This is a genomic window from Pseudomonas sp. Pseusp9 (genome assembly GCF_059491265.1).
On record NZ_CP168500.1, the window covers coordinates 5219732 to 5243531 of the forward strand.

Below are 23800 nucleotides of genomic sequence, written 5' to 3' on the forward strand. Positions count from 1 at the left end.
GCCAACGCTAAGCCGTCACTGGAATCGACCGACCATCAATCCAAAGCCCACTTAACTCCAAAGGCGCAAGACGCAAATCAATCTTGAAATCTGTCACGTGAATACCCTCCAGCGTCCCCCCGTCGGCACTGGTGACCTGCAGGGTCACCTCCGTGTTAGTTCGCTCAAGCCTCTGAATCGCAATAGGCTCGTAGGGCCTGAGGTCAACCAGAGGTTGATTGTCTGACATTCCAGTATCAGCGGTACTTTTTCTGCTCAGAAAAGACTCGTTGAAGAGCACTTTGCCTTTGTCTGTCGTCAGGCTCACCTGGCTCGGTTTTTTGCCCACGACCTCATAGGCAAACGAAAACCAGTAAACCGCATCAGTATCGGGGCGAACCGGTAAGGGGAAGGTATACGCGATCGTGGCGCCCTTGGTCATCTGTAGGTAAGTCTTACCCGATACACTGTCTTCACGCTCAAGCGGGTTTCCAGTGACTGTCCATACCGTACGCCAGTTATCGCTGAAATCGCCGTACTCAATCAGGTTTCTTCCTTCAATCAGGTTTCCTCCTTCAATCAAGTTTCTTTCTTCAATCAAGTTTCTTTCTTCAATCAGTTCATCACTGCTCATGGTTGCTACACCTCTATAGACGTTGACATTTCCAGGCTCAAAAAACCTGTTTATTCGGTACTGTCGGGGGCCAAGCCACTCAGGAACTCAAGACCTGGCCTTTGAGTTTCTCAATCACTTTCTGCGTGTATGTCGAGTTACCCACGAAGGCCAGGTAGCGAACACACACAATGATGTCCGTCAGGCTGTTCTTGAGTTCCTCCTGGTTGTCTTCCTTGCCCATCGGCAACTCAAGCCGCCACCTCGCAACTGCGCCGGTGCCTTCGAAAGGCTGGTAACGCTCGTCACCAAAATTCTGCATGTGCTGGCCGCTGTCATCGATGCCGGTGGACACCGCTACTTGCTGGCTATTGCGCAAATTGAGCTTGATGTCTGCTGGCGTACGTGAGGCATCGGGGGCATAGAGATAATCCAGTGAAGACACCACAGGCTTGACCGCCGTGGTGCTCGAAATCTGGGTGAGCATCAGACGCACGTCTTGATACGGCCCCAGGGTCACCGGCAACGTCACATCCACGCTGGTGATCTGGCGGCAGTAATGGCCGGGATAATCGCGATCGAACAGTTGTTGGGGAAACTCGAAGTCCAGGCTTCCTTCCACTTTGAATTGGTCCAAGGCCTTTGCCCAGTCATCCCTGGAGGGGTCTTCCTTGGCATTGGCATCGAACAACTGGCGCAGAGAAATGGTCTTGGTCAACTCCAGACGCCGTTCGTGACGATGGAGGAAAGCCGATTCCATGCGCAACAGATCCAGGGCCATCGATTCGCCGGCCATCAACCCGTGGTAGTTGTCCATCCACACGTTGGGCCGAACGAAGGTGGTGTCGTAATCACCCATTTCGTATTGCCAGGAGGCCTGGGCGCTCAGGCACAGCCCGACCACGGCGTCGTGCGCCTGATAATAGTGGGTGGCCATCTGGCTCAACAGCCAGCGATACAGCTCGACGTTGGTGGTTCGGGTCTTGTGGAAGGAATAGATCGCCTGGGCCTGCTCAGCCGCTTTTACAGCTTGACGCAGACTGGCTTGAGCGCCAGCGATGGCATGGTCCTGGGCGAGGATTTGCTCGTTGATGACTTCTATTTCTGCGGCAGCCTGTTGTTCCTGAAAGCTCCACTCGGCCGAGCGTCGATTGTAGTGAGCCGTCAGACGCAGAGCCTCGGACATTTCAAAGGAAAGTGCCCCTGATCCGGCCAGGACAGATGCCGCGCTCCTTGAGGGCGCGCCCATATCTCCTGATTCCTTGGTTACGATTGCGACAGGAAACGGAGCAACAGTGCCACCAAATGCCCCAATTTTCCCAGCCAAAGTTGCAGCCCCCGCCGCCACCTTTGGGATGAACGCCGCCGCCCCCAATAACCGCCCCGCGCCTCCCAGCACATCACCAGCAACCTCAAGACCCAACAAACCTGATGCTTGCTGCTCCTTGTAAAAAGCCTCGCGCTTCTCCAGCACTGCCCTGCTTTTCCCCAATCCCTCTTTGGCCACCTTCAACTGGTCGATAGTTGCCTGTTGTATTTCCCTGGCAAACGTACTCAATTCAATCAAGTGACTTTGCTGAAGTTCTTCCAGTTGTCCCCGATCGCGTTGCTCCATGAACTGCAGTACTTGCTGGCCGAAACGCATCAAGGTCTGCACCGCATTTTGCGACGATGCCAGCATGGTTCGGAATCGATAGTGCGGAATGTTCAACCAGCCACCCGCACTGCGCGAAGCTCCGGACGATCCACCGGCCTGGGCGCGGAGCAAGTCCAGCGGATTGGTCGGCGGTGCAAACAACGGGAGCCACATCGGTTTGCCATCAATGGTCAGGTTGTTCGACATGTTCCACAGGCATTGTTCAATATGCCGCCACAAGTCCAACAGCATCTCGTTGGCAGCCGGACGAAACTCATCCAGATCAAGTCCTGCCAACTGCGGCGTACCCACCACGCGCTCAGGCAGGTTCGCCACACTGACGTCGGCAGAGTGCTCGAACAGCTCCAGTTTCGAAGGGCCACGCTTCGTTGCTGGATTAAGGATATCGCTCACCGATTTCGGAACCCAATGGCTCATGGGCGCGGTATCCGGCTTGGGGCCGAGCAATGCCAGTGCCCGTTCATACAACAACTTGGCGGCCACCAGATCGTCCCGGGTCAAGCGACGATACCGCGAATCGGCATAGGCGAGGATGCAGCGCACGTACCCCATGAAGATGGTTTTGCGATAGATGACAGGGCACGCGTACGCCATGGAATCCGGGTCCACCAGATTGTCGGCTTCTGCACCAGCATAACCGGGCTCGAGCAAAGGCCGGCAGCGCCAATGCGCCTCATCAACCGGAAGGCCTTTGACGCGCTCGTTCTGTGGATCGAAGAGGTAATGAAACCAGTGCTGGGATTCCAGATAGTTGCGTTCTTCGCACAACCGATGAGCGATCAGGAACGGCAGATGGAAGAACAACTCCCAATAGAAAACCCCATGGGCGCCAGAAAAATCCATTGGCACCGACGCAAAGTCGCCCACGACACTTTGAGGAGCGGGCTCAAGGCTGTGCTGGGTATCCCACGAGAGCAGCTCATCAATCGACACCGCCACTTTCGACTTCAGGACTGGCCCGAACGGCGAGTTGAGGCGCACCCAGCGTAACCTGGACAAACCCAATGCCTGCAAGTCGAGGAACTGCGCACCGGAATCCTGGGTGTCAAGCAACGGCAAGCTGGCGGTTGTTGGCGCCTGATTGACGGTGATGTCGTACCGGTCACGTCCCCGAGTACCCTTATCATCGCCCCAGGAAACGCTCAGCGTCTTGCCGGCGGGATTCCCTTGCCACTTATAGTCCACCCAGCCCGAGGCGTACCAATGCTCCAGGTCGAAGGCGAAATCCTGCGCCTTGAGTTGCGTGTTTCCATCGAACAATTTCAATCCGAAACTGATGGGCTGCGGTTTTACGTTGACCGAAATCTTGTTCACCGCCTGGTTGAATCGGACCGACGTTTCTGCGGCACGAATCGAAAAGCCGGCACCACTGAATGCTTCGTCAGGCCTTCTGAGCGCTAACTGCTCCAGATCCGCCTGTGTCAACTCAATGACTTTCGTCGCCCGCGCCCAGCCGTCCGCGGAAGAAAACTCATTGGGTTGAATCACTCCCAGTACAGACTCCCGTTCTGTCAGATCCTTGAACAGCAACTCGACTTTCATGGCGGGCAATTGCAGATGGCAGGTCAATAGAATCGACGAAGGTCCAGCGTATGAGATCTCGAAAAAGGCCAGTGAGCCGCCAAAGGTATGCCTGGAAAGCAGGACAATTTCCTTCAAGTCGAAATCGCTCCTTTTGGCCTGGCACAGGCCTTGAGCCTGCAGGTGATTCTGAATGACGCCCTGCTCGTCCAGTCGGCTGCTGACATTGATATTCAGCCCCAGTGTGCCACTCAGGTCCCCTTCAATGGTTCCACCACTCGCCGGTGCACGCAGTACCCGATTCAACGCTGCGTACTCGTCGCGCGTGACTTTGTGCTGCAACAACCGCTGGTCCTTGAATCGCCCGCTCGTCCAGCTCTGCAGCGTGGCGACCCTGACCGGTTGTGGCTGGAAATAGGCATCCACACAGGCAAACAGCCAGCCCGGCGCGGTGTCATCTCGCCAGGCTTGCACCTGCGGTGCGGCGTCGAGAGAAGTGAAGCTCACGGCAAGCCAGTCGTCGATATCCTTGCGAGGCCCGGTGACCGTGACCGCTAACAGCCGCATGGAGTCTTTGTGCAGAACGGCAAACTCTTCCTTGCACAAACTGACAGGCGTCGACCAGATCCCATTCAATCCAAGCCAGGACAACTTGGCCTCCACGGTCCAGGCGCCGGGCTTGGTAACGTTGCCGTCCTTGTCCTTCTCATCCTTGGCTTGCTCCCCTTCGATGTAAACGAGGCTCAACCGACCGCCAAACACCACGGGGCGCACCGCCAGGACTTCGAGGCCGGCGGGCAGAATCAACTCCTCCCACTCGCTCCAGCCGGCGGGGTTGAGATAGTCCAGGTCCTTGTTGTTGTCGTTGATGTGCACCCGGACCTTGCGCCAGAAGTAGGAGTAAGGTTGCTCGGTCTGGCGGCCGATAAAGTAGTAATGCGTGTTCTTGAAGGTCGGTACGGCGGGCTCGCTAGAAGACTGATCAGTGCTGTCGATGAAAGCGGAAATCAGCCGCAAATTGCAGACCTTTTCGAATTTACCCAGATGCTCATAAAGGGCTGCCTGCACCGACGCATCGCTGATTCGGGCCTGGGACAGGTTGTTTTCAAGATCGATGAATGACTTGGTTTTTTTCAGGCGCAACCCCGGAGAAATGTAGTTTTCCGGATAGTCCGCAAGCATCTGGTAACCCGCCCAGTCGCTGATGTTGCTCAGGCGCTTGTGCCAGTACTCCAGCTCATCTTCGTTAAATTTCTCGCTGTAGCCGGGCTCCATCTTCGAATAGATTCGTCCCAGGTACCGTTGCAGGCAGGCAATCGCCTCGGCCAATGGCGACGTATCGACCTTGGCGGTCACCTGGGTGTCCATCAGCAAATACTGTTGGACGTCATCGATGGTCGTCAGATTCAGCGGCTGCTCACGACGTTGATCCTGGGCCTTGGCGATATGGCTGCGGTAGTAATCCACCAACGCACTACGACGACGCTCGGCCAATGCTCCGATAACGGGTTTGTTCATCGCAATTCTCCTTTCATGGCGGTCACCCCGTTGTCATATTTGCAGGGTTGGCCTTGATATTTTTCAGCACTTTTGGTCGAAACCAGTGCCTGGACAGGTGTCTTATTCTGGCGATGGCGGATTAACTACGACTTCAAATGAATAGCCATGGAAACCCCATTTGGATTGCTCGTTATTGCCATACAACATGCCGCCAATGGCATAGGTCTGTGCTTCCTGCATTTCCGAGGCCGTGAACCCCCACCGGCCATTTGGCGGCACAATGCCATCAATATAAACAATCGCGCTATTGCTACTATTCATCACTTTGATCCGTGTACCCGGCCGTCCAAATCCGACAATCAACGGGTTCGGAGCAACCTTGGTTCTTTGGGCGGGCGACAGAATTGTGGGGGGGACGATTACGTTTGCTTGCACAGTCACGGAAACATCCGGCGCCCAAAACTCCGCGCCGTCCGGAGATATTTGTTTGATGGACAGGACGCACTTACCTGCTGCTTGCGGCTGCGGCAGTTGGATACTCCATTGCCCCTGTCCGTCGACCCGGGTCTGGGCTCGATAGGGCAAATCCTTACCGATAAATATCTGAATGGTGTCTGCAGCCGCCCCCCGTCCGCCAATTACCATCTGCGTCTCGACTACCGCGTCGGGCAAGGGGTGCTGAATCACTGGCGGACCAGACATCAACTGCCCTTTCAACACCAGCGTCTGATCAACCCTGTTGCACAGCCAGGTCAATTCGAAATCACCACTGCGCAGGTTCGCGCAATCGATGTCCCAGCTCATGGTTTTACCGGCCACCTCAACGTAAGCACCGGTCAGCGGGATGAACGCCATCCCCATGGCTTTGGCGGAGAACGCACCGCTCCAACCCAGAGCTGCCCGGGCGCCGGTGAGATCCAGGTCCGTTTGCGGAGTAAGTTCCAGTCGGTAGCGACAACCGCGTACAAAGCTCAGCGTCTGATTCGGTGCAATCGATTCCTCGACCGGGGCGCCGGTGATGTCGATCAGCTTGATTTCCCACTGCAACGGCTCGACCACTTGAAGTTCGAAAGTCCGCGAAGTTGTGCCACCCTGCTCGCTGGCAGTCACCGTGTAAGTACCGGGCTTGTCGGCCAGGAACGGGAAGGTCGAACGGCCTTTGGCATCCGTGAGCACCAGCACGGATTCCGGTACTTCATCGGCATCAGAAGCGACACTCCAGACAATCGGATACCGCGCAATTGGCCGGGCGTCGTTGGCAGGCGTTTCCCGGACCTCGACCCATAGCAAGCTGGGACGGTCAGACCCGGCCACGGGCAGCAGATAGTCAGCCGACTGCCCATGAATCACCGCACCACTGGCCACATCGAGTTCCAGCGCCATGCTGCTGCCGGTGACGGTTGCCTTGAATACAGCGGCACCGGCAACAGCACTGGCCGCCGTGCATACGGCTTCGCCGTTCTCGTCGGTAATACTGGCTGGAAGTGCCGTCGCCCCTTGAAGCCAGTTCACGGTGGCGCCTTCGAAAGGACGACCGTCCAGCCCGATGACCCTGCAACGCAGTTTCAGGGCCAACCCGGCCACCGCCGGCGAAACAGCCTCCAGTACAGTGATGCGTGGCCGATCGACGAACTTGATGTTCTGGAACCTGATGAGGTCCTTGTCGGCGTATTGCGCCGTCACGCTGAGGTTGCTCTCGGGTGAGCGGCTGCGTACGCGGGTGCGGGCAAAGCCGTCCTTGTCGGTATAAGACACCACCGGATCCAGGTGGCCTGCGGTGCATCCCCAGCGAATAGGTCGGTCGATCGCATAGTTATCGAATCCATCAACCAACCTGACTTGCAACTCAAGGAACTCGAGATCACCGGCCAGCTTCTCTTCGAACGGCGGAGATGTGGTGTCATCAGAAGAGTAGTCGAGCGTTTCTTCATCACAGTCGATCAAGATCGGCTCTGCGTAGATCCGTTGCCCAAGACCATAACGAGCCACGACCGTGGCCAGCCCCATCCAGCTGCCAGCCTTGAACCGTGCACTGGCGCGGCCCATTTGGTCAGTCACCGACTCCAGATCCTGCAAACCACTACGTTCGCACTCCCAGGTCACGGTGATGTTGGCCAACGGCTCGTTCTGGAAATCCCTTAGCGTGACCTCGACCACCGAATACTCACCCGGCGCATTGCAGATCAGCCGATTGGCAGAGAGGGTCATGCTGCCTGCCACGCTTTGCCCGACTTCACCAAACTCCTGGGCTTTGCTCTGAATGGCTGACTCGGAGAGGCATTGCAACGCATGTTCGGCCGCCTGGCGGCAGCTAATGACATCACTCTCCGGCGTGAGCGCACCCAGTGTCAGGATGGCATTGGCGTCCAGGCCGGTCTTCGCCGCAAACCCCCGTGCACGAATCACGAAGTCGAGCTGGGACAACTCACGAATCAGCGGCTTCTCGGGGGCCAGGTAGTCTGCGCACTCAAGAACTTCCTTGATCCCCCACTTGAGTGCCTGCGCCAGCGAACTCGCCGCGGCATCACGAATAAGACGAAGGTCTTCCGGAGTCAACTGGGCGGGTAGTTCATTCACCAGTTTCAAATACGCCAACAGTTTCTCGGCCGGCTCCTCAGTGTGCACCACTGCCCGACCGTAGATCGTCAACAGATAGAAGGTATTGAGGGTCAGTTCTTCGATTTGCCGCAGGCCAAACCAGCGCCAATGTTCCTGCGTGGTGAGCGTGGTCAACATCGCCGAACTGAGTGCCAGTTTTTTCACAACAGCGGTGCGCCGTACCAGATGCGCCAGCACTTTGAGAATGTCGTCACCAACCTTGATACCAGGCTGGTCCACTGTTCCCGTCCCCAGAACGCGCATGGTTTCGTTGAGAAGTAAGTACACCCCTCCCGACTCGACCCATCGCAGAACGACCAACGTCAGGTCCTGGGCAATATTGAGGTAAACCGACAGGCTTTCCTGCACTACCGCACTCTGCGCAGCCCGCGCCTGCAGGAGTAAGGCCAGTATCGTGGCTTTTACCCGTTCAGCCTGAGTGGCATCAATTTTCGCCAACTCGACCGCGCCATCGATCTCACCCTTGGCAAAGGCTTCATAAGTGCCTTCATCAGCCGCATGACCATCGAGAACCAGCCCTTTTTCATCCACCAACTGGTCCAGCAAGGTTAACCAGTCACTGCCCAGATTGACGGCAAGCGGCGGAACCCCTGCTCCCAACAATGCCTCTTCACTTAACCGGGTCGGCTCCAGACGCTTGCTCAGTTCGTGCAACAACGTCAGCTCTGCCTCCGAAGCGACCACCGGCACCACAACAGGGGCCACATGCTGAACAAGCCATATCACATCAAGATCGTTTTCGCGGCACCATTCCATGCATGAATGCACCGCATGCAACACATTCAGTACATCGGCCTTGGCGAATGTCCGGTAATTTCCAATTCGGGGCGCCCCCAAAAGCTCGCGTAACCAATCGCTACCATTGGGGCTCATGGTTTCCAGCAACGCCGCCAACTCGATGGTGGTGATGCGGCAAAAAGAAGCCAGCCTGACAAGCCGGTACAGACTCGAAACAATCGGCAGGCTGCGCGTCAGTTCACCGCGCAGGTCGTAGCATTCAGCGACGACCCGCGCCACATATCGCCAGGTTTCCAGGTTGATGCCCAGGCCACTGCAAATCTGATCGACCGTGCGCCGATCAATCTCGGTTTGCGGGTGAATGGCGAAAGTGCTGCCGTCAAGCCGAAGCGGTGTTTCGAACAACGACTGGCCATTGAAGACACGGTCAAACTGAGAGTTTTTCTCCCCCCGGGAAAACACGCTCATCTCGTCGATCAGTGCCGCAAAATCCTCGGCAGTGCAATTGTAGTGCCGACGAAATTCCTGAAAGAGCCCGATGGCCTTCAGGGTGTTGCCGCTTATTTTGTAGGGTTGAACTTCCGACTGCTTCGCCGCCTCTTCCTTGCTCAGGGTGCGTCGCTCCGCACGTATGGCGGCAATCACCAAACGATCACATTCGTCATACGGCAGCTCAATGCGCCGTGCCAGACGAAGCATGCGGTTGATCAGATCGAACCGGCCTTTGCCTGCGTTGCTCAGCTTTCTCTCTGTTTCGTCCTTGCCAGTCTGTGTTACGCCGATTGCCCCCTCACTTCCATCAGCATTGATATACACCGAGCCGTACTCCTTTGGCGTCGGTTCAGGGATGCCGACCACGTTGGGAGAAAGGGTGGGCGCGTAGCGCTCTATCGACAGCAGGCTAGCCAGCACGTCTGAATCGATCGAGGTGTGGGTGCAGAACTTCACCACATCTTGTAATTCCTCGTAGCTCGCACCGAAATTCTTTTGAAAAAACTGCTCATTGGTGAGCTGTGGGTCAGCGTCGATACGTCCCGTGCGAGGGTCTATCCGCGGCCTCGATTCAGCGCTCTGCGAAACCGCAGCGAACCTGTAACGATCCTCCAGCAGCAGCGCCTGCATGGCGGGCCCAAGGCCGCTGGCCTGGCGCATGGCGAAATCCGAACGAGCGCTGTGAGCCCCGGGCTGCTTGAAGTACGGGGAGTCCGGATCGGCAATACGCACCACATCCCCCAGCGACAGTTCGCTTTGCTTGAGCACGTAGTCCCATTGCTCCTGGTACCACTCGAACGGCAATGTCATCATTGGGTATCGTGCGTTGAGCAACTGATCATCAACCGCGTCTTCTTTCTCAAGGCCATGCCTGCCAATGATTTGGTCAAACACTTCGTTGACAAGCACCACCGTGGGCGTAACCCGATAGGCCATTTGCGGATTGATCTCACGCGTCGCGAAATCGGGACGCCGAACTTCCAGCTTTATTTTTTTGTTGCTACCGCTGTCCTGGCGCTTCTCCAGGTCGAGGGCCTTTCGGAACAACTCCACAAAATAAGCGGCGGGCGAATCATTGGCATCCAGGCTACCCACCGGGGTGGTGTTGCCCCAGGCAGGTGAGAACAAGCGGTGATAATCAGGGCCATCCACCAATGCGTGAATACCGGTTTCATGCAATGGATTGCGCGGCGTATGGCGGGTCAATCGATGGTTGCGATACTGCCGCGCCAGATGGACCAGAACGCTGTTGGCCTTATCCAGCAGAATGCCGGCTTCATGGCTGGACAAGCCAAATGACTCCATCAAACCTTGATGTCCCATCTTCACCACTTGCAGGACCGAGCCGCTCTCTTCGATGAAGTGCAGGCCTTGAACCGAACCGGCTTTCCAATCAGGACCGATTGTCGAGTCGAACAGCTGGGATAACGCTGAGGGGCGGGTGTCATTGTTCATGCGGCGTCTCCTGCAACAACCGTTGATGACTTCGTAGAACCGTTTTAGAGGAAAGGCAGGAGCCATACACCTGTCACAAATAACAGTGCAGACGAACGGTAAGTGTTTTAGGGAAGGCTAGGAGATCCAACGATACGAGCGCACTCCCGCGCATAAATCGAAGGTAAGTAGAAGCAGCCAAAGGCGCCGGCATCAAGTGAAGTCACGACGCCCTCAGCGAGAGGTTTACGCTGCAACAGTTCGAGGGGGGGTTAGTACATAAAACCAATCGGTGTCGTACCAATCCGAAGTCTCAGTATCGGTTCCACCTGCATTTATTCGGAAATAGCGCGTACTCACATAGCAGGGGCCGGGTGTTACATTGACGCCAAAGGAAAAATCTCTGTTGTTATATTTCATCTCGACTTTCTTATGCTCCGGCCCCCTCGGTTTGAATTCCCCGTCGACATAGGCTTTCCATCCCGTAACGGTGACGTAGTGGTTGGTTCCTGCAAAAGTCACCGGGGACGTGTAGGCGCCCCCTCCGACGGGAGATAGCGGTATCGAGGGGCCGGCTCTTTCACTGAGTGGAGTCGACTCATCTGCCGCTTGCGATTTAATGACCATGGCTTTCTGCACCTTCAATGAGCATTGATGCAGTCCTGTTTAACGAAGATAGGAAATCGCGCCTAGCTGTAAAATCTGACAGTCCAGACGAATGGCGTCTGCCGCTACTCCCGTGATGGATCACAAGCCGTGTCACATGCCCCATTGAACCTATGAGCTGGTGAATGCTTCAAGCCGAAGCCGGCAACGGCTGAAAACTGAAATACCGCCTCAACGCCTCCACCAATTGCCCATACTCCGGCGGTGCCCGTTGCAGGCTGAACCCGGCGTCGTAATGTTGAGGGGTTACGTCTTCATGGCACCACAGGCAACAGGCTTGCAGGTCGATGATCCGCTGGCCACCTTCGCTGGCGGGAATTTTCAGGCGCAGGTTGAAGTCCGCACCGATCATCATCGGCAGCTGGCTGATCAGCATCAGCCCGTCTTCAGAGACGTTGCCCAGAAAACCGATGGGTTTGTCGGTGGTGCCGTTGAAGACTTTCAGGAAGTACGGCAGTTGATGCCGCTGAATCCGGCGGTCGGTGAACATGTGAAGTTTCGCTATGCAAGGCTCTTAAGCAGAGCCGCACTACTGCTTCGGAACGGGTATGCATGAGTCGTTGCCCGCTCTCCCCGCTTCCGGTGCGCCAGTCGTTGAAGCGCAGAGTCTTGCTTGAGCCGGTCACAGGTGTTGCCCCGGTTCAGAGGCAAGGCTGCAGAACCGGTTTCTTCGACTATAGCTCACCACTGCCGGTGATCCAGCGATCAGAGGGTTGCTGCCATCAGAACTGCGTCGGTTTAACCGCCGCTGCACTGCGCATCGGGTAGTGGCCCAGGCTCTGCAAGGTTTCCAGGCGGGCGTGGGCGCGGTAGGCATATTCGCTTTGCGGATACGCGGCAATAATGAACTGGTAGGTCTGGGCCGCGTCGATAAACATCTTTTGCCGCTCCAGACACTGGCCGCGCATCATCGACACTTCCGGCCACACGTAAGGCCGCGCACGGCTGTCGCGTTCGACCTTGGACAACTCGAGCATCACTTGCTCGCAATTGCCCCGGTCATAGGCGCTGTAGGCATTGTTCAAATGATGGTTCATCGACCAACGGGTACAGCCCGTGGTGCTGAGGGCGCTGATGGCAAGGGCGGCAATGAGCACGAATCGCATGGGGGATCTCCTGTCTTGAACCCTGTATCGACCCATGGTCGGAAATCTTCAGCATTTGGAAGCGAGAAGTTGCCTGATTCAATAAAGAAGGCATTCGCCAGATTCTTCACAAAAAAGTAGTGCAAACGAACAATGACTACACCTTCGGAGCATAGTAGCCTCACTCAGCGCTTGAACTCAGGAGTCTTTGCATGTCCGTCCGTCGTACCAAAATCGTCGCCACCCTTGGCCCGGCCAGTAACTCGCCGGAAGTTCTCGAACAGCTGATCCTGGCTGGCCTGGACGTCGCCCGCCTGAACTTCTCCCACGGCACCCCCGACGAGCACAAGGCTCGCGCGAAGCTGGTGCGTGACCTTGCGGCCAAGCACGGTCGCTTCGTCGCCCTGCTGGGTGACCTGCAAGGCCCGAAAATCCGTATCGCCAAATTCGCCAACAAGAAGATCGAGCTGAAGATCGGGGATCAATTCACCTTCTCCACCAGCCATCCTCTGACCGAAGGCAATCAGCAAGTGGTCGGCATCGACTACCCGGACCTGGTCAAGGACTGCGGCGTGGGCGACGAGCTGCTGCTCGACGACGGTCGCGTGGTGATGCGCGTCGATACCGCCACGGCCACCGAACTGAACTGCACTGTGACCATCGGCGGCCCGCTGTCCGACCACAAAGGCATCAACCGTCGAGGTGGCGGCCTGACCGCTCCGGCCCTGACTGAAAAAGACAAGGCGGACATCAAGCTCGCTGCGGAAATGGAAGTCGACTACCTCGCGGTGTCCTTCCCGCGTGACGCTGCCGACATGGAATACGCCCGTCAACTGCGCGACGAAGCCGGCGGCACCGCCTGGCTGGTGGCGAAGATCGAACGCGCCGAAGCCGTGGCCGATGACGAAACCCTCGACGGCCTGATCAAGGCGTCCGACGCGGTGATGGTTGCCCGTGGCGACCTCGGTGTGGAAATCGGCGACGCCGAGCTGGTGGGCATCCAGAAGAAGATCATTCTGCACGCACGCCGCCACAACAAGGCAGTGATCGTTGCGACCCAGATGATGGAGTCGATGATCCAGAACCCGATGCCGACCCGCGCCGAAGTGTCCGACGTGGCCAACGCCGTGCTCGACTACACCGACGCCGTGATGCTCTCGGCCGAAAGTGCCGCTGGCCTGTACCCGCTGGAAGCCGTTCAGGCCATGGCGCGTATCTGCGTCGGCGCTGAAAAGCACCCGACCAGCAAGACCTCCAGCCACCGCATTGGCAAGGAATTCCAGCGCTGCGACGAAAGCATCGCGCTGGCGACCATGTACACCGCCAACCACTTCCCGGGCGTGAAAGCGATCATCGCCCTGACCGAAAGTGGCTATACCCCTCTGATCATGTCGCGCATCCGTTCCTCGGTGCCGATCTACGCGTTCACCCCGCACCGCGAAGCCCAGGCTCGCGCGGCGATGTTCCGTGGCGTGTACACCATCCCGTTCGATCCGGCTTCGCTGGCACCGAACGAAGTCAGCCAGAAGGCGATCGACGAGCTGGTCAAGCGCGGCGTCGTGGAGAAAGGCGATTGGGTCATTCTGACCAAGGGCGACAGCTACCACACCACCGGTGGCACCAACGGCATGAAGATCCTGCACGTTGGCGACCCGATGGTCTGAGTGACCGGTTGTTCGAAAAACAAAAGCCCCGCCATGTGAATGGCGGGGCTTTTTGCTTTTTGATCCGGAAGATGTATCGCCTCGTCTGGCCCCATCGCGGGCAAGCCCGCTCCCACCGTTTTTGCGGTGAATCCCAATCCCTGTGGGAGCGGGCTTGCCCGCGATGAGGCCGGTACAGTCAGCGAAAAACTCAATGCCGCTTGATGAACCCCGTCAACGCCGCCAGTGCTTCCGGCGAACGCAACCGCTGGGTGAACAACGCCCCCTCCTCTTCGATCACCTTGCGCAACAACTCGCGGTCCGGTGCCCTCATCAATTGCTTGCTGATACGCACCGCTTCCGGAGGCAGGCCATCGAAGCGCAGCGCCATCTCCCGTGCCTTGGCCAAGGCCTCTTCGCCACTGCCCAGCACCTCGGACGCAATGCCCCACGCAGCAGCCTGTTCACCAGTGAAACCCTCACCGAGCAGCAACAGTTCCGCCGCTTTGGCATGCCCGACCAAGCGCGGCAGGAGCAGGCTGGAACCAAACTCAGGGCATAACCCCAGGTTGACGAACGGCATGCGCAACCGCGCATCCCGGCTGACATACACCAGATCGCAATGCAGCAACATCGTCGTGCCAATGCCCACTGCCGCTCCAGCCACGGCGGCGATCACCGGTTTGTGGCATTCAAGCAGGCTGAGCATGAACTGGAACACCGGGCTGTCGAGGCCGCTCGGCGGTTGCTGGATGAAATCGGCGATGTCATTGCCGGCGGTGAAGCATTCGGCGGAGCCGGTGATCAGCACGGCGTTGATCTCGGGGTCGCTGTCGGCCTGTTTCAACGCTTCGGCCAGGTGGCTGTACATGGCGCGGGTCAGGGCGTTTTTCTTGTCCGGGCGATTCAGGCGCAGGGTCAACAGGCCGCGTTCGCGTTCTACTTGGATGGCATCGGTCATGGCAGGTCTCGCGTCTGAAAGTCAGCGCTCAACCACGGGGCAGGAACACATCGGCCAGTAGTTGATTGCGCGGCAATCCCGCCAGGTACAGGCGCCGGGCGAAGGCGTCGACACTGTCGGGGGCTCCGCAGAGTAAGGCCAGGGTTTGCCGCGAAACAAGGCGCAGTTGCGCCAAAGCCGCTGGCAACTCGGCCGGGGTCCACAGTTCGACATTCAAGTTCGGACGGCTGGCGGCCATGGCTTGCAGAGGTTTGGCCAGGTAGTGTTCATCGGCATCATGGGCCAGGTGAATGACGCGGATGGCGCCCTGATGATCGTGGCGCAGCGCTTCGCGCAATACGCCAAACAACGGCCCCAACCCGGTCCCGGCCGCCATCAGCCACAACGGCCGGGTGTGCCAGTCAGGGTCGTAATGCAAGGCGCCGCCGCGCAGTTCGCCGAGACGAATCGGATCACCGATGCACAATTGCCTGGCGGCATCGCTGAATTCCCCCGGCTTGCGGCAATCGAGATGAAACTCCAGAAAACGGTCTTCCTGCGGCAGACTGGCGAGGGAGTACGGCCGCGCCACGCTACCGGCCCACAGCACCAGGTGCTGACCGGCGCCATAGCGCAATGGGCGCTGCGGGATCACCCGCAAGCGCAGCACCGTGGCGCTCAGCCAATCGACTGCCGCGACCTCGGCGGGATGGCCATCGAGCTGCGGGTCGAAGGCATGCACCTGCAAGTCCTCGACCACCTGGCACTGGCACGCCAGCCGCCAGCCTTGCTCACGCTGCTGAGCACTCAGGGCATCCGGGCGGCTGTCACTCGGCAGGCCCTGTACACACTGCACCAGGCACGCATGGCAACTGCCGGCGCGGCAACTGTAAGGCACAGGCACGCCGTTCTGATTCAGCGCATCGAGCAGGTTGCTGCCCGCCGCCACCGACCAGCGGCGCTCGCCGACCCGCAGTTCAGGCATCGACGTTCTCCCACGCTGCCGCGCATCGGTTGCGGCCATCACGTTTGGCGCGATAGAGCGCCTGATCGGCCTGTTGCAGGGCATCATCGAGGTCGTCGCCCGGTTCCAGCAGGGTCATGCCGGCGGACAGGCTCAGGTTGCGCACATTCAGCCCGATCAACTCGACATCGGTGAATGCGATGCGCAGCCGTTCGCAGCACGAAGTCAGACTGTCGGCATCACAATCGGGCAGCAGCAGCACGAACTCCTCGCCGCCATAGCGAGCCAGAACGTCACCGTCGCGCAGGCATGCGGTGGCAACGCCGGCAAAGGCTTGCAGCACCTGATCGCCGGCGGCATGGCCGTGCAGGTCGTTGATGCGCTTGAAATGGTCAAGGTCGATCAACGCCAGGCCATGCATGACACCCGCGTCCATGGCTTTCAACTCGCGGGAAGCCAGGCGAAGGAAATGCCGGCGATTGAACAGGCCGGTCAGCTCGTCGGTGGCCACCAGGTCTTCGAGCTGACGCATCATCCCGCGCAACGTGTCCTGGTGCGCCTGCAACGCAAAACGCCGCTGACGCATACGCTGTCGCGAGGCCTGGACATGGCGGGCATACAGCACCAGCCACACCAGCACGATGAACAGCACGCAGACCTGCAATACCGCCATGGCCGGGTCTGGCGGCTGGAAGTGGTAGCCCTCCCACAACGTGATCGCACTGAAGCTGCAAAACACCAGCAACGCACATCGTACAAAAGACCGGCGCGACAGATGGAACAGGCCGAACAGCAGGATCAGCACGTAGAACACCAGAAACGCGCCCCGGGCTTCGTCCAGATGGGCGATCAGCCAGGTTTGCCAGCCCAGCCCCAGCAACACTTGCGCCTCGGTCAGGCTGGGGTCGGCGAAGCGCAGGTTGTAGCCGCGGTAGAACATCGCGAACAGGACGGCCTGGCTGGTCACTACCAGTACGCTGCCGATGACGACACTGGAAAGCGGCGCGTCGTAGTGGCCGGTAAAAAACGCCAGCCACAGCAACAGCAATGCCAGGACATAGGTGCCGGCCGCCAGGGCGAAACGTTTGAGCAACAGGCGCTGGATGGCGTTATGGGTCAATCGTTGATTCACCAAATGAAAGGAGACTGACAGAGCGTCCTACTCTACAGACCGTATGTCACTTTAGTGGCGCGGCCGATAAATGACCATCGATTTTCGGTATGCCCCTATGCGACCAACGATTGACTGTCGGCACGTGTGCCAGTGCGCGAGGCGCGGTATACTGCCGCGCCTTTTTAGCGTCGCGCCAGCATGCCCGGCGTGCCTTGAAAGGTGCTTGCAACCGACCGATGCACCCAAGCTGCAAGCACCTTAATTGAATGTTCCCGTCTTTTAGAGGAGCGCGACTCATGACCGTGATCAAGCAAGACGACCTGATTCAGAGCGTTGCCGACGCCCTGCAGTTCATTTCCTACTACCACCCCGTGGATTTCATCCAGGCGATGCACGAGGCCTACCTGCGCGAAGAATCGCCAGCGGCCCGCGACTCGATGGCACAGATCCTGATCAACTCGCGCATGTGTGCCACCGGCCACCGCCCGATCTGCCAGGACACCGGGATCGTCACCGTGTTTGTCCGTGTCGGCATGGACGTGCGCTGGGATGGCGCCACCATGGGTCTGGACGACATGATCAACGAAGGCGTACGTCGCGCCTACAACCTGCCGGAAAACGTCCTGCGTGCCTCGATCCTCGCCGACCCGGCGGGTGCTCGCAAGAACACCAAGGACAACACCCCGGCCGTTATCCACTACTCCATCGTTCCGGGTAACACCGTGGAAGTGGACGTGGCGGCCAAGGGCGGCGGTTCCGAGAACAAGTCGAAGATGGCCATGCTCAACCCGTCCGACTCGATCGTCGACTGGGTTCTGAAAACTGTTCCGACCATGGGTGCCGGCTGGTGCCCACCGGGCATGCTCGGCATCGGCATCGGCGGCACCGCCGAGAAAGCTGCGGTAATGGCCAAGGAAGTGTTGATGGAGTCCATCGACATTCACGAGCTCAAAGCCCGTGGCCCGCAGAACCGCATTGAAGAAATGCGCCTGGAGCTGTTCGAGAAGGTCAACCAGCTGGGCATCGGCGCCCAGGGCCTCGGTGGCCTGACCACCGTGCTCGACGTGAAGATCATGGACTACCCGACCCACGCCGCCTCGCTGCCGGTGTGCATGATCCCGAACTGCGCCGCCACCCGTCACGCGCACTTCGTGCTCGACGGTTCCGGCCCGGCCTCGCTGGAAGCGCCACCTTTGGACGCCTACCCGGAAATCGTCTGGGAAGCCGGCCCGTCGGCCCGTCGCGTCAACCTCGACACCCTGACCCCGGAAGAAGTGCAGAGCTGGAAGCCGGGCGAAACCGTCCTGCTCAACGGCAAGATGCTGACCGGTCGCGACGCCGCGCACAAGCGCATGGTCGAGATGCTGAACAAGGGCGAAACCCTGCCGGTTGACCTCAAGGGTCGCTTCATCTACTACGTTGGCCCGGTCGATCCGGTCGGTGACGAAGTGGTTGGCCCCGCTGGCCCTACCACCGCGACGCGAATGGACAAGTTCACCCGTCAGATCCTCGAGCAGACTGGCCTGCTGGGCATGATCGGCAAGTCCGAGCGCGGCCCGACCGCGATCGAAGCGATCAAGGACAGCAAGGCCGTGTACCTGATGGCCGTCGGCGGCGCCGCTTACCTGGTCGCCCAGGCGATCAAGAAGTCCAAGGTGCTGGCGTTCGCCGAACTGGGCATGGAAGCGATCTACGAGTTCGAAGTCAAGGACATGCCGGTCACCGTTGCGGTCGACAGCAAGGGCGAGTCCGTACACATCACCGGTCCTGCCATCTGGCAGAAAAAGATCAGTGAAAGCCTGGCGGTGGAAGTGCAATAAGCACTGACAGCGTTCAATAAGAACCGGTCTGCGGGCAACTGCAGACCGGTTTTTTTTCGCCTGATAAAAAGCCATCGAAAGCTGAAACTCAAGCATCGTTTGTTCTAAAAAAAACCGGTTGACCTGTCAGATCTGACAGGTTACAGCCGTCTGTGCCGCTGATAGCTTGAACGCACTCAATGCATTATCTGTCACGGCGGACACTCCCATGGCGACTGAACAGCAGGGCACCCTCGAAATCAACGCTCCCGCCCTCCCCAAAGGCGGCGGCGCCATCCAGAGTATCGGCAAGGGCTGGGGCGGTGTGGGCACCACTGGTGCGGCGTCGCTGGAACTGCCGCTGCCCATCAGCAAGGCGCCTAATCGTGACATGGTCCCGGCCCTGGGCCTGGGTTACAGCAGCGATGTCGGTAACAGTCCGTTTGGCATCGGTTGGCGCCTGACCACCAATGCGATCACCCTGCGCACCACCAAAGGCGTGCCGAAGTACGATGGCAACGATCAGGTGGTTGGCCCCGGTGGAGACGTGTGGATGCCCGAGAAGAGTGACGACGGCAAACTGATCTCCAGGGCGGTGTCCGAGTACAACGGCGTTCAGATCGGCCTGCACCAGGTCGTGCGCTACTGGCCCCGGGTCGAAGGCGCTTTCGATTTGATCGAACACTGGACCAGAGAGGGCGATGCGGACAATCCGGCGGGATTCTGGTTGATCCACGGTGCCGACGGCAGCCTGCACTGTTACGGTAAAACCGGGGCGTCACGCCGGGCCGATCCGACCGACAAGTCCCGCGTCGGTGTGTGGCTGATCGATGAAAGCCTGAACCTGCGCGGCGAACATGTGGTGTACCTGTACCAGGCGGAAGTCGAAGCGCCGGCCGCCCCGCAGTTTCGCGACTATCGCAGCCAGCGTTACCTGCGTCGGGTTCTGTACGGTAATGCTCAGGCCAGCGCCAACCTGTATGCATGGAAGGTCGATGGCTGGAAAAACGTGGCCTGGCATTTCCATCTGCTGTTTGACTACGGCGAACGCAGTGCCGACTTGACGCAAGTTCCGGATTACGACCTGCCCGGTATAGAGCGTGGCGAGTGGGGAGCACCGCGTAAGGATCCCTTCTGGAACTACGCCTACGGTTTTGAATTTGGCTCCCGGCGCCTGTGCCGTCAAGTCCTGATGTTTCATCATTTCGCCGAAGAACTGGGCAGCGAGCCGGTGCTGGTCCAGCGCCTGCTGCTTGAGCACCGCGAGAGTCCGCTGGGATACAACCATCTGACCGCCGCGCACATCCAGGCCTATGACAATCAGGGACAGATGGAAAGTCGCCCGCCCATGGAGTTTTTTTACAACCCGTTTGAACTCGATCCGCAGCGCGAGGGTTACAGCGAGTTCCCCGAAATGCCGGGCCTCAACGACGGCCAGCGTTATCAACTGGTGGACTTGTACGGCGAAGGCATGCCCGGCGTGCTGTTCAGCAGTGAAAAAGCCTGGTACTACCGCGAACCGCTGCGCGCCGCCAGCGGCGGCAATGACGTGAGTTATGGCGACTGGGAGCTGCTGCCCGGCATTCCCGTGGCCGATAGCAGCAAACCGATTCGCCAGTCACTGAGCGACTTGACCGGCGACGGCAAGCTCGACTGGGTGATCGCCCGGCCTGGCCTGTCCGGGTTCTTCACCCTCAATCCCGACCGAAGCTGGTCGAGATTTGTAGCCTATGCAGCGTTTCCCTCGGAGTTTTTTCATCCCGGGGCACAATTGGCTGGCCTGGTGGGTGACGGTCTGACCGACCTGGCCTTGATCGGCCCGCGTAGCGTGCGGCTGTATTCAAGCCGTCGTGCAATCGGGTTCAGCCAAGGGGCCAATGTCCCTCACGACGACGACTCGCTACCCCTTTTGAGCAGTACCCAGACTGAGCTGGTGGCCTTCAGCGATCCATTGGGCAGCGCGACCCAACACTTGATCCGCATCCGCCACAACGAAGTCAAATGCTGGCCGAATCTGGGTCATGGAAAGTTCGGCAAAGGTTTCGTGCTCTGCGACCTGCCCTTCGACTATGCCGAATTCGATGCGTCTCGGGTGCGACTCGCGGACCTGGACGGCTCGGGTGCCGTGGACCTGATCTATCTGGAGTCCGACGGTTTCCGGGTGTTCATGAACCGCGGCGGCGAAGGCTTCAATCAGGCCTCGGTGAAAATGCCGTGGCCGCAAGGCGTGCGTTACGACCGCTTCTGCCAGGTGAGCATCGCCGACCTGCAGGGGCTGGGCTGTTCCAGTCTGATCCTGACCGTACCACACATGGAACCCCGGCACTGGCGCTACGATTTCGTCAGCGCCAAGCCGTATCTGGTGAGTGCCAGCCACAACAATATGGGCGCCGTGACGGGAGTGAGTTACCGCAGTTCGGCCCAGGAATGGCTGGACGAAAAAGCCGAGTTGATCGCGGCCGGCAAAGCCCCGGTTTCGCACCTGCCGTTTGCCATGCACCTGGTCAGCCAGCAGACCCAGCTCGATGAAATCACCGGCAATCGACTGACCCAGGGCTTCACTTACCGCCAGGGTTTCTACGACAGTTTCGAACGTGAGTTCCGTGGTTTTGGCCTGTTGCTGCAAACCGATACCGAGGCTTCGGTAGCGGAGCGTTCGAACCCTGGCTTCACCGCGCCGATCCTGAGTAAAACCTGGTTTCACACGGGTAAAGCCGTAGACATGCGTGACGATAGTTACTATCGGAGGGACACCGACGCCGTTGACTTGCGCCCAACCCTGTTGCACGAGTACCACCTCAGCGACGCGGCGGGACGAGTGATCGAGCCCGATGAGGAACTCGCCCGCGAGATGGCCCGCACCCTCAGCGGCTCCGTGTTGCGCTCAGAGGTTTTTGCCGCTGACGATGATCCCGCAACGGCTGTGCCCTACACCGTGCAGGAGAACCGCTTTCTCATTCGCCAGTTGCGCCCCAAAGGCAAACATCACCCCTACGCCGTGTTGCAGTCACTGGCACTGGAAAGCATCGCTTACCAGTACGAAAAAGCACTCGCCGACGACCCGCTGGTCCAGCACACGATCAACCTGGAGTGGGACAAGTTCGGCAGCCTGACCCACGGCTTTGTCGTGCACTATGCCCGGCGTAAAACCGCCAAGGACAATCCGCCCTTCCGAGTCGATCAGCCCGGTGATGAAAGCGATGAAGACTATGAAAACAAATGGTGGCTGGACGCCCACGACGAAGCGCAACAATGCTGGTATCTGAGCGAGGCGAAAGCCGGGTATTGCCATTTGGAAAACACTGACGGCTGGCGCCTGGGTCTGCCCTATCGCCAGCGCGGCAATGCACTGGTCCTGGAAAAGGACCAACTCAAACCTGTCGACATCCACCATGAGAAGTTCCTTGAGTGGGCCGTCGACGAAGGAGCCTGGGCAGGCAAAGCGGTGCTGACCGGTTTGTCGCTGCAACGTTATCAGGACCCGGCCACCGGCGAGTTACTGGACCCGGATGCATTGATCTTCACCGCCCTGCCCGACTACACCGAAACCGCCGAACTGGATGCCACCGCCCTGAGCGCCTACGACAAGCTCAAGGATGAAAACGGCAACATGCCGTTCAACCTCAAGGAGAAACTCGAATCACCTGAAGTCGGCTACCACATCATGGATCTGTTCCTGCCGGTTGCTCCAGCGGGTGACCCCGTAGACCCGACCGATGCCAAGAGCTACCTGTGGTCGGTACGTAAAAGCTTCCCGACTTACCACGGACCGGAAGGGTTCTATAACGTTGAAAAATTCCAGCAGACCAAGAGCCATGGCATCACCTCTGTCGCGTATGACGAGCACTGGTGCCTGAGTACCGCCGTCACGCTGCCGGATGGCTGCACCACAAGCATCCTCGATATCGACTACCGGTCGTTCCTGCCAGCAGGCATCATCGACCCCAATCAAAATACCCAGGAGGCTCGCTACAACGCGTTCGGCGAGGTGCTGGTGACCAGTTTCTACGGCACGGAACTGGGCGTCGAGGTCGGTTTCTATCCGCTCAGCGGTTACCAGCCACCGGAGGACCGCACCCCGGCAGGCGCTATCGCCGACAAGAACAAAGCCATCGGCAACTACGCCACGGCCACCTTCTCTGCGCCCTTCAGCTGGATGGGCAAAATCCCCCCGGCAGCGCCCGTGCCCTGGCTGACCTGGGCCCGCGCCGAAGGTTTCGTATTGCCCGATGGCCATCTCTGCAGCCGGGCTCGTGTACACCTTGAAGGCCTGCAGAATCCTTCCGCGAACGAACGGCAGCTTCAGCAATACCTCGACGACGCACATCGCGAACCGGTGCATGTCGTCACCTTGCAGGCTGACCGCTATCCCGGTGATCCGGAGCTGCAAATCCGCGCGGCCATCGCCTGCTGGGATGGCTTCGGACGCTCCCTGCAAACCAAGCAGGAGGTCGAACCTGGCCTGGCCTGGATGGTCAATGACAAAGGCGAACTTGAACCCGACGAAAACGGCCGCCCCAAAGAAGAACAGGCGGCCCGGCGCTGGCGGGTCAGCGAACGGGTCGAGTACAACAATAAAGGCGAAACCGTGCGGATCTATCGCCCCTACTTCGCCAGCGCCTACCGCTACATCAACGACGCCTCGATCCGCGAGTCGGGCTACCACGACCAGCAGTTCTTCGATGCCGCCGGCCGGCCGACACACACTGTGCTGGCGAAAAAAATGTTGCAGGGCAATCCACCGCAAGAAAAACCGTTGCGCCGGGAACAACGCTACCGCACCTGGTACACCATTGCGTTTGACGAGAACGACCTGTTTGATCCGCCACCCGAACAACGGCGGTCCATCTGGACACTCCATTGAATGCAAACATCCATCGCCAGACGCCAGTGCTGGCTGCAACCGACGGTCGTGGCATAGCGCTACGGCAAGTGGCTTACCTTCGTGCAGTGGAGTCTGACCACCCCGCTGCGCGAATCACCACTCAGCAAAATGACGCTGCCGGGCGGTTAGTGGCACAACGCGACCCACGGTT

At 58.9% G+C, this 23800-nt stretch carries 11 protein-coding genes; 3 read left to right on the top strand and 8 right to left on the bottom strand.

Annotated features, from left to right (window positions below):
- Nucleotides 1-7: 7 nt before the first annotated feature.
- The 5 genes from ACEN8E_RS23780 to ACEN8E_RS23800 all read right to left on the bottom strand — a co-directional run bounded on the left by ACEN8E_RS23780 (nt 8) and on the right by ACEN8E_RS23800 (nt 12325).
- Entirely contained in the window at nt 8-613 is a 606-nt protein-coding gene (locus tag ACEN8E_RS23780; RefSeq protein ID WP_495590097.1) for a hypothetical protein, read from the bottom strand.
- A 79-nt stretch (nt 614-692) separates the two neighbouring features.
- Entirely contained in the window at nt 693-5288 is a 4596-nt protein-coding gene (locus tag ACEN8E_RS23785) for a Tc toxin subunit A-related protein (protein WP_495590098.1), read from the bottom strand.
- Nucleotides 5289-5390: 102 nt separating this feature from the next.
- Entirely contained in the window at nt 5391-10574 is a 5184-nt protein-coding gene (locus ACEN8E_RS23790) for a Tc toxin subunit A (RefSeq protein WP_495590099.1), read from the bottom strand.
- Between the two features lie 775 nt (nt 10575-11349).
- Nucleotides 11350-11709, bottom strand: coding sequence for a PilZ domain-containing protein (locus tag ACEN8E_RS23795; protein WP_495590100.1), 360 nt, complete (start codon nt 11707-11709; stop codon nt 11350-11352).
- Between the two features lie 232 nt (nt 11710-11941).
- Nucleotides 11942-12325 carry a tetratricopeptide repeat protein gene (locus ACEN8E_RS23800; RefSeq protein ID WP_495590101.1) on the bottom strand — a complete coding sequence of 128 codons (384 nt, stop codon included), beginning with the start codon at nt 12323-12325 and terminating at the stop codon, nt 11942-11944.
- 191 nt (nt 12326-12516) lie between these two features.
- Here ACEN8E_RS23800 and pyk point away from each other — a divergent pair, with 191 nt between their 5' ends.
- On the top strand, nt 12517-13968 hold the full coding sequence (pyk, locus tag ACEN8E_RS23805) for a pyruvate kinase (RefSeq protein WP_008023720.1): 1452 nt from the start codon (nt 12517-12519) through the stop codon (nt 13966-13968).
- Between the two features lie 190 nt (nt 13969-14158).
- Here the strand turns inward: pyk and ACEN8E_RS23810 are convergent, their stop codons facing one another.
- The 3 genes from ACEN8E_RS23810 to ACEN8E_RS23820 are packed head-to-tail and all read right to left on the bottom strand — an operon-like array spanning nt 14159 to nt 16971.
- The gene (locus ACEN8E_RS23810; RefSeq protein WP_495590102.1) at nt 14159-14908 is read right to left on the bottom strand and encodes an enoyl-CoA hydratase-related protein; all 750 of its coding nucleotides are present in this window, start codon (nt 14906-14908) and stop codon (nt 14159-14161) included.
- A gap of 28 nt (nt 14909-14936) precedes the next feature.
- A complete protein-coding gene (locus ACEN8E_RS23815) occupies nt 14937-15872 on the bottom strand; it encodes an iron-sulfur-binding ferredoxin reductase (protein ID WP_495590103.1) in 936 nt (311 codons plus the stop codon).
- Nucleotides 15865-16971, bottom strand: a complete 1107-nt coding sequence (locus ACEN8E_RS23820) for a GGDEF domain-containing protein (RefSeq protein WP_495590104.1) — start codon at nt 16969-16971, stop codon at nt 15865-15867. Before ACEN8E_RS23820 ends, ACEN8E_RS23815 begins: the two co-directional genes overlap by 8 nt.
- Before the next feature lie 290 nt (nt 16972-17261).
- Here ACEN8E_RS23820 and ACEN8E_RS23825 point away from each other — a divergent pair, with 290 nt between their 5' ends.
- Both ACEN8E_RS23825 and ACEN8E_RS23830 read left to right on the top strand, forming a co-directional pair.
- Entirely contained in the window at nt 17262-18785 is a 1524-nt protein-coding gene (locus ACEN8E_RS23825; RefSeq protein WP_085714470.1) for a fumarate hydratase, read from the top strand.
- A gap of 208 nt (nt 18786-18993) precedes the next feature.
- Nucleotides 18994-23628, top strand: coding sequence for a SpvB/TcaC N-terminal domain-containing protein (locus ACEN8E_RS23830; RefSeq protein ID WP_495590105.1), 4635 nt, complete (start codon nt 18994-18996; stop codon nt 23626-23628).
- The last annotated feature ends 172 nt before the right edge of the window (nt 23629-23800 follow it).